The following is a 3,058-nucleotide window of genomic DNA, read 5'->3' as shown; positions in this document are numbered from 1 at the left end:
GCTGTCTGAAAAGTAATCCACCTGTCGTTTGTCACTCTGAGCTAAGAAGGAGACCTGCTATTAATAGCTGGTAAATTCTCGCTTTAGTAGCCATGACAGGATGGTGCATTTTTTGGACAGTCTCTTTTTTTACGCACTATTTTTTCAAGACGTGCAGCATTTGGGAATCATTTTTATCAGCAAAAACTTGCCAATATGAATCTTTTTTTATTTTAATCGAGTAAAAAAGACTCGTCGTCCAGTAAAAAAGACTCGTCGTCCAGTAAAAAAGACTCGTCGTCCAGCCAAAAAGGCTCGCCGTCCAGTAAAAAAGACTCGCCGTCCAGTAAAAAAGACTCGTCATCCAGTAAAAAAGGCTCGTCGTTGAACCAAAAAGAGTGGTAATCCAATAAAAAAAGATGAAATTGTTAGGAGTGAAGTTTGCGTGCGTTTTGTGTACGGTATTTTTTTAAAAGAGTTTTATGATCATTTATATCAACATAAAGGGTAAATATGAATTAGATTTTTATTTTAGATGATAACGCCAATAATCAGGGAAATACGGTGTTTTGAAATAATAATGAGCAATTGTTCTTAATGAAGTAAATCCACATTTGTCAGTTCTATATTCATATTGAAATTCATCTTTCCTTTTTAAAATTTTACTTTTAAAATCTTGAAATGATAATTCTTTGTCAAATTCAGAATACATTCTTGTTTCAATTTGATAACCGTCATTAACTGACCTCGAAAATAATTGTTCTTCTAAATCATTTTCAGTATCTTCAATAAGATGTTTTGAATTGGAATTTATACTATGATGCGGTATAAATAAACCTAAAGTAATATCATTTTCGATGATGAATTTTCTAGTTTCATAGTATGTTTTTTCTAAATCTAATATTGCGATATATTCCATTATAATTGCTAATAATGGTGAAACAGAATCAATATAATAAACAGGTTTTATACTAGTAACTGTATATTTTATAACACTTTCTATATTGTTTGCTGCATCAGGAAATATATTATATTTCCTTTTTAGAAACTTTAAATAGCCTAATATATTAAGAAGATATTGCTTCGCTGATTCAACATCGCCAAAATAAATTAACAGATTAATATTGTCTATTATTGGAATTGAATGAATATCTAGTAATGGTCTTGATAGAACATTTATATTCTGCAAGGTATTGTTTATTCTATCACTATAGCCTTTATACTGGTCTTTTTGAATTTTATCTCTGAAAGAGATAATAAAACTATTTAGTAATACATTAAAATCATAACTTCTAATAGTATATCCTATTTGTTCATATCTACCTCCATTTTCATAGTGTAGACCATCTTTAAACTCTAATAGATTTAAATTCCTTAGCAAAAATTCTTCAATAGTAGAATTAAAAAAGATATAAAATTGATTGAATAATGATAAAGCTTCTTTATTGATATCTAATTTGTTTTTTAAAATCCAATACCAATATTTTAGTATTAAATGAGTTAAGTATTTTTTTGCAATTGATAAATTATTGTAGTTTTTTGATTCTGTGTAAATTATATATGCTATTAAGTTAACGGATTGAAAAATAAGTTTTTGTGAGCGACTTAATTTACCTTTTGTTTTAGAAAATGAATTTTTAAAAAGTAGATTATTCAATAGTGAATCAAAATCATTCGAAACATTTTCACCTACATTTAGATTTACTAAAACTCTATTGAAAAGCCTAATATTTTCATCATCTATTAATAAATATTTACTAAAAATTTCATTGGATAATAATTCAGATAATTTATAGATATTCCATTCTTCAAATTCAATACCTTTTTCAATAAATTCTTTCTGTGAAAAACCATTAAGTGATGTTCTGATTTTTTCACTTACCATACCATTAAATACCAAAACAACTTTAATTGGTAACTCATCAAAGCCCTTATAAGTAGTTTTAAAATCTGCATCGACCGTCATTCTTAGAGTATCTCGTACTCCATTATCTGGCATATTCCATTTTTGAGAGTCAATATCACCAGCTTTTAACTCAAAATAAAAGCGTTTCTTTATACCATCTATAGGATCAATTTTTACTGCAACAATATCTTTACCATATTGTGAAAATCCTTTATATTCTTTAGGAGTAGAAAGTATTTCATATTCCAAAGTTTGAAGAAGAATAGTAAAAATTACATCTAATTCATTATCTTCTTTTAAAGATTCTAAATACTCTTTTATTATTGTTGGTTTAATATTCATTATTTATTAAATCTTTCAAGTTGATATTCATGTAACTCAGGATTTTTATAGACTCTTGTATCAATATACATTTGGGATTCAACTTTACCTAAAGGCATTACATTATTTTCATGTTCAAACTTCCAACTATTCCCTCTAATGATTGAAGTACTTTTGAATAAACTAGATAGCCCGGAAGGATTATTTCTAACGCTTTCCATCATTTTTGCTCTATTTTCGTTTTCTAAATTATAATATAAATCCATTAACGATTTTTCATTGTAATAAGGATTTATGTCGTTATTCTTATGTTTTAATTCTTTAATCTCTTTATATAGTTCAAGTGATTGTTTTATAGGTTTCATGAACGCTGTTTTATTTCTTGATTTCGGTATTAAGTTTTCTAACCATTCAATTAATGTTTCGTTATAACATTCATAAACAAGAATGCTTAACTGCATTTGAAGGTTTTCAATCACTTTGGGGAATTTAGAATCTTTTAATTTGATTAATATTGGTAATAGTTTGTCAAATGAATGTGGGAAATTGCAAATCATTGCTATTGCTAAAACTTGTTCTTGTTCAGTATTAAGTTTTAATAAATCAATTTGCATTGGTGTTTCTCTACCAGTCATAATTATTTCAATAAGTAATAAACCTGTTTTTTGTTTGGTAGATATTAATGATAAAATAAATTCTTCGGTTTTCTCTCTTGAGGTTGACCAAAAATGTGATAAAGGTTCTTCAAAAAGACTTATAAAGTTTCTATGCCAACCATTATTATAAATTACCCCAATTAGATGAAATAAATATTTAGGCTCTTTAAAATTATAAAAGAAAGAACCTATTGCT

The 3,058-nt window shown here is 26.9% G+C and carries 2 protein-coding genes; both read right to left on the bottom strand.

The features are described from left to right. Nucleotides 1–505 precede the first annotated feature (505 nt). Nucleotides 506–2,227, bottom strand: coding sequence for a hypothetical protein (locus tag B0A78_RS09150; RefSeq protein WP_065213491.1), 1,722 nt, complete (start codon nt 2,225–2,227; stop codon nt 506–508). Then, nucleotides 2,227–3,058: hypothetical protein (locus B0A78_RS14495; protein ID WP_169859120.1), on the bottom strand; the 832-nt coding region annotated here is incomplete at its 5' end. The genes B0A78_RS14495 and B0A78_RS09150, both read right to left, overlap by 1 nt.

The organism is Flavobacterium columnare NBRC 100251 = ATCC 23463, from assembly GCF_002530675.1.
Lineage (GTDB): Bacteria > Bacteroidota > Bacteroidia > Flavobacteriales > Flavobacteriaceae > Flavobacterium > Flavobacterium columnare.
This window is presented reverse-complemented; position numbering and strand designations above follow the sequence as displayed.

Excerpts from the sequence above, each read along its gene's own strand:
- B0A78_RS09150 (WP_065213491.1), bottom strand. The coding sequence starts at position 2,227 with ATGAATATTAAACCAACAATAATAAAAGAGTATTTAGAATCTTTAAAA.